This is a genomic window from Pseudokineococcus marinus (genome assembly GCF_013004605.1).
GTDB classification, from domain to species: Bacteria; Actinomycetota; Actinomycetes; order Actinomycetales; family Quadrisphaeraceae; genus Pseudokineococcus; species Pseudokineococcus marinus.
On sequence record NZ_JABEMA010000231.1, the window covers coordinates 1 to 4923 of the forward strand.

A 4923-nucleotide genomic window follows, 5' to 3' on the forward strand; every position below is an offset into this window, starting at 1 on the left:
GGGCCCGCCGCGGCCGGGCCGCCTACCTCGGCGACCGCGTCGTCGGCACCCCCGACCCGGGCGCCGTCGCCATGGCGATGCTCCTGCGGGCCGCCGTCGTCACCGGCGACGAGGCCGACGACCCCTCGGCCTCGGCGGTCGAGGAGCTGCTCGCCGCCGGTCGCTGAGCCCGGGGACGACGCCGCGCAGGCGTCCCGTCGTCGCCGAGATGGAGGCTGCGGTCACGCCCGACCCCCCGTCGTGACCACAGCCTCCGTCTCGGCGGACCGGCTCAGCTCCCGGTCGTCGGCTGCAGGTCCTCGGGCAGCTGGCTCTGCAGCTGCTGCACCTGCTCCTGCAGCCGCTGGACGGCCTGGTCGTCGTTGAGGACGGTCGTGATGCCGATGATGAGGACGAGGCTGGCGACGAGGCCCAGCACGGCGAGGACGAGGCCGCCGACGGCGAGACCGCGGCCGGTGACGCCGACGCGCTTGGTCATCGAGATGCCGACGACGCCGAGGACGAGGCCGATGATGCCGAGCACCAGCGCCAGCGGCGTGAGCAGCAGGGTCAGGGCCGACAGCAGCGACGACAGGCCGAAGACGAGGGCGAAGGTCGCCGCCGCGCTCGTCTTCGCGGGCTTGGGCGACCGCGTGCCCTCGCGCTGCGCGACGCGCTCGCCGGTCGCGGCGCCGGCACCCGCGCCCGGGCCCAGAACGGCGGCCCGCCCCTCCTCGTAGCCCCGGTCGTAGTCGCGCCGGTCGTCGCCCCGCTGGTCGTGCGCGGAGCCCGCGGCCCGGGGCAGCGGCTCGGTGCCGCCGCGGTGCGCGTGCCCGCGGACGTCGTCGGCGGGCCGGTCGTCGTGGTGGTCGCCCGCGACGCCCACGCCCTCGACCTGCTCGAGCTGGCGCGCGCCCTCGGCGAGCTGACGACGACCGCGCGCGAGGGCCGCACCGCGCCCGAGGCGATGACCGGCGGCTCGTTCACCATCACGAACATCGGGTCGCTGGGCATCGAGGCGGGAGCGCCGCTGCTCAACCCCGGCCAGACGGGGATCCTCGCGCTCGGCTCCGTGGCGCAGCGGCCGTGGGTGCACAAGGGCCGTGTCCGGCCGCGCTGGACGACGACCCTCGGCCTGACCGTGGACCACCGGGTCGTCGACGGCGCCCAGGCGGGGCGCTTCCTCGCCGACGTCGCCGCCGTCCTCGAGCGCCCCAGCCAGGCGGTCGTCTGGTCGTGAGGCTCCACCTGCTCCAGGTCGGCTACGGCGACGACGAGCCCGTCGCGGCCCGGCGCGACCGCGTCGCCGCGCTGGTGGCCGCGCAGGAGGGTGCGGACCTCGTCGTCCTGCCGGAGCTGTGGGCGCACGGCGGGTTCGCCAGCGCGACGTGGGCCGAGCGGGCCGAGGCGCTCGACGGGCCGACGGCGCGGGCGATGGCCGACGCCACCCGGGCCTGCGGCGCCGTCGTCCACGCGGGCTCCCTCGTGGAGCGCGACGGCGACGCCCTCCACAACACCTCGCTGCTCCTCGGCCCGGACGGCGCCCTGCTCGCGCGCTACCGCAAGGTGCACCGCTTCGGGCACGGGCGCGGGGAGTCGGAGGTGATGACGCCGGGGGAGGAGGTCGTCGTCGTCGACGCCCCCCTGCCGGGAGGCCCCTCGTCCGGCTCACCCGCCGGGCTGCCTGTCGGCCTGGCGACCTGCTACGACCTGCGCTTCCCCGAGCTGTTCCGCGCGCTGGTCGACCGCGGCGCCCGGCTCGTCGTCGTCCCCGCCGCCTGGCCCGCCGCCCGCGCCGAGCACTGGCGCCTCCTCGTGCGGGCCCGCGCGCTGGAGGACCAGGTGCTCCTCGCCGCCTGCGGCACCGCCGGCACGCACGCCCGCACGCCCATGGCCGGCGCGAGCGCCGTCGTCGGCCCCGACGGCGCCGTGCTCGCCGAGGCGGGCGAGGCCGAGGAGGTCCTCGTCGTCGACGTCGACCCCGGCGTCGTCGACGCCGCCCGCGCCGCCTTCCCGGTGCTCGCCGACCGCCGCCTCTGACACGCCCCCCCCGGCGAGTCGTCGCCTGTTCGCCCCGGACGGGCCCGCGCAGAGGGCGAGTCGTCGCCTGTTCGCCCCGGATGGGGCCGCGCAGAGGGCGAGTCGTCGCCTGTTCGCCCCGGATGGGGCCGCCCAGAGGGCGAGTCGTCGCCCGTTCGCCCCGGATGGGGCCGCGCAGGGGGCGAGTCGTCGCCTGCTCGCCCGCGGTGCGGAGGCGGCCGAGAGCTCGCCGGGGCGGCGCCTACCCTTGCTGCGTGAGCGCGGGGACGGCGCCGACGGCGCAGCGGGACGGCGGGAGCGCTCGTGCGCCCCGCCCCACGGGCGCGCGGGCGGGCACGTCCTCGCCGCCGCGGTGGTGGCTCGTCGTCGTCGTCCTCACCCCGCTGGCCACGGCGCTCGGCCTGCTCTGGGCCCTCGCGACCGGTGGCGCCGCCTCGCCCGACCTCGTGCGCGACCCCGGCGCGCTCGTCCGGTACGGGCTGCCCGTGGCGACCCTGCTGCGCGACCTGGCGATGGCGATGACGCTCGGCGGCCTCGTCCTCGCGGCCGGCGTCGTCCCGGCGCGCGCGCCGTCCTGGGCCCCGGCGGCCCGGGCGGCGGCGGTGGCGTCCGGGGTCTGGACGGTCGCCAGCCTGGCCGTGCTGGTCCTCACGGCCGCCAACCTCTCGGGGACGCCGCTCGCCGACCCTTCCTTCGGCGCCCAGCTCGCGATCGTCGCCACGCAGATCACCCAGGGGCAGGCGCTCCTCGTGTCGACCGTCGTCGTCGCGCTCGTCGCCACCGCGGCCGTCGGCGTGCGGACGCCCGCCGGCGCTGGCTGGACGGCCGCCCTCGGCGCGCTGGCGATCGTGCCGCTCGCCCTCAACGCCCACTCGACGGGCACGAGCGGCCACGAGACGGCGGTCACCTCCTGGGGGCTGCACGTCCTCGGCGTCGCGGTGTGGTTCGGCGGTCTCATGGCGCTCGTCGCCGTCGCCCGCAGCACCGGCGCCGAGCTCCCCGTGGTCGCGCGCCGCTACTCCTCGCTGGCGCTCGTGGGGTTCGTGCTCGTCGTGGCCTCGGGCGTGGCCAACGCCTCGCTGCGCGTCGCCGGGCTCGCCGACCTCCTCGGCACCGGCTACGGGCTCCTCGTCGTCGCCAAGGCGACGGCCAGCGTCCTGCTCGGCTTCGCCGGGTGGGTCCACCGGCGCTCGCTGCTCGCCGCCATCGACACGCGCACGGCCGCCGGCGCGGGCGCCCGCGGGCCCTTCTGGCGGCTCGTCGGCGGCGAGGTCGTGCTGCTGGGAGCCGTGTCCGGCGTCGCGGCGGCGCTGTCGCTGACCCCGCCGCCCGTGCCGCAGGAGCTGCCCCCCGCGCCCACGCCCGCGGAGCTCCTCACCGGCGAGGCGCTGCCGGAGCCGTTCCGCCCGTCCAGCCTCGTGACGCAGTGGCAGACCGACGTGCTGTGGATCGCCGTCGCCCTGGCGCTCGCCGTCGCCTACGGGCGCGGCGTCGCCCGCCTGCGCCGCCGCGGCGACCGATGGTCCGTCGGCCGCACCGTCGCCTTCGCCATCGGGCTGGTCGTCCTCGTGTACATGACGAGCGGGGCCCCGGCCGCCTACGGCCGCACGGTCTTCAGCGCCCACATGGTCCAGCACATGGTGCTGAGCATGCTCATCCCGGTGCTGCTCGTCCTCGGGGCGCCGATGACGCTCGCGCTGCGCTCGATCCCCAAGCGCCGCGACGGCTCGCGCGGGGTCCGGGAGTGGCTCGTCGTCCTCACCGAGTCGCGCTGGCTGCGGGTCGTCTCCCACCCCGTCGTGGCGGCGGTGCTCTTCGCGGGCAGCCTCATCGTCTTCTACTACACGCCGCTGTTCGAGCTCGCGCTGTCGACCCACGTGGGCCACGAGCTGATGATGGTCCACTTCCTCGGGGTGGGGTACCTCTTCGCCAACGCGCTCGTGGGCATCGACCCGGGACCGAACCGGCCGAGCTACCCGCTCCGCGTCGTCCTGCTCTTCGCGACGATGGCGTTCCACGCCTTCTTCGGCATCGCCATCATCTCGAGCGAGACCCTGCTCGCCGGCAGCTGGTTCTCCTCGACCGGCTGGGGGATCGACGCGCTCGCCGACCAGCGCACCGGCGGCGGCATCGCCTGGGGCATCGGCGAGTTCCCCACCCTCCTGCTCGTCGTCGTCGTCGCCGTGCAGTGGGCCCGCAGCGACGAGCGCGAGCAGCGCCGCCGCGACCGCACCGCCGACCGCACCGGCGACGCCGAGCTGGTGGCCTACAACGCGATGCTCGCCGAGCGCGACCGCCAGGGCGCCCCCCGCCGCTGACCCGCCCGCCGCGCTCTCCCCGGACTTCGTAGCCCTTCTCCGTCCCCGGAGCCCCGTACGGCGGACTTCGTAGCCCTTCTCCGTCTGCGAGAGCTTGTGCCGCGGACCTCGCAGCCCTTCTCCGTCCCCGTGGACGCCGAGGCGCCGACGCTCGCCCGGTCGCCGGGGCCTGCGCGTGGTAGCACAGGGCCGTGACGACGTCCCCTCACGACCGCGCGACGGACGACCGCCCCGCCGCGGACCCGCTCGCCGACCTCTCCGCCTACGTCGCGCAGCCGCGCGTGAGCGGCCTCGCCCTGAGCCCGGACGGACGCCGTCTCGCGCTCGCGGTCGCGGGGCTCGACGGCGACGGCACCGGCTACGTGACGAGCCTGTGGGAGTCGCCGCTCGACGGCGGCCCCTGCCGTCGCCTGACCCGCGGGAGCACCGGCGAGGCCGCGCCGGTGTGGACGCCGCAGGGCGACCTGCTCTTCACGGCCAAGCGCCCCGAGCCGTCGGCGCCCGGTCGCGCGGGGGCGAAGCCGCAGCCCGACCCCCAGCCCGGGTCCCCGGCCGAGCCCGGCCAGCCGGGCGGCGGCGGGAGGTC

Annotated in this window: 6 protein-coding genes; 5 read left to right on the forward strand and 1 reads right to left on the reverse strand. The window is 77.4% G+C overall.

What is annotated here, in order from left to right:
- On the forward strand, positions 1 to 167 hold a 167-nt coding region (locus HLB09_RS20425; protein ID WP_171203750.1), incomplete at its 5' end, for a DAK2 domain-containing protein.
- Positions 168 to 271: 104 nt separating this feature from the next.
- Here the strand turns inward: HLB09_RS20425 and HLB09_RS17875 are convergent.
- The gene (locus HLB09_RS17875; RefSeq protein ID WP_212771029.1) at positions 272 to 865 is read right to left on the reverse strand and encodes a DUF4190 domain-containing protein; all 594 of its coding nucleotides are present in this window, start codon (positions 863 to 865) and stop codon (positions 272 to 274) included.
- On the opposite strand from HLB09_RS17875, the gene HLB09_RS17880 reads away from it, so the two are divergent.
- The 4 genes from HLB09_RS17880 to HLB09_RS12870 form a co-directional block, all read left to right on the forward strand.
- Positions 845 to 1219, forward strand: a complete 375-nt coding sequence (locus HLB09_RS17880) for a 2-oxo acid dehydrogenase subunit E2 (RefSeq protein ID WP_212771030.1) — start codon at positions 845 to 847, stop codon at positions 1217 to 1219. The genes HLB09_RS17875 and HLB09_RS17880 overlap by 21 nt on opposite strands.
- Positions 1216 to 2019 carry a nitrilase-related carbon-nitrogen hydrolase gene (locus HLB09_RS12860; RefSeq protein WP_171203751.1) on the forward strand — a complete coding sequence of 268 codons (804 nt, stop codon included), beginning with the start codon at positions 1216 to 1218 and terminating at the stop codon, positions 2017 to 2019. Before HLB09_RS17880 ends, HLB09_RS12860 begins: the two co-directional genes overlap by 4 nt.
- A 254-nt stretch (positions 2020 to 2273) precedes the next feature.
- On the forward strand, positions 2274 to 4337 hold the full coding sequence (locus HLB09_RS12865; protein WP_171203752.1) for a cytochrome c oxidase assembly protein: 2064 nt from the start codon (positions 2274 to 2276) through the stop codon (positions 4335 to 4337).
- Between the two features lie 191 nt (positions 4338 to 4528).
- Positions 4529 to 4923, forward strand: a 395-nt coding sequence (locus HLB09_RS12870) for a TolB family protein (protein ID WP_212771031.1), incomplete at its 3' end; no start/stop codon positions are given.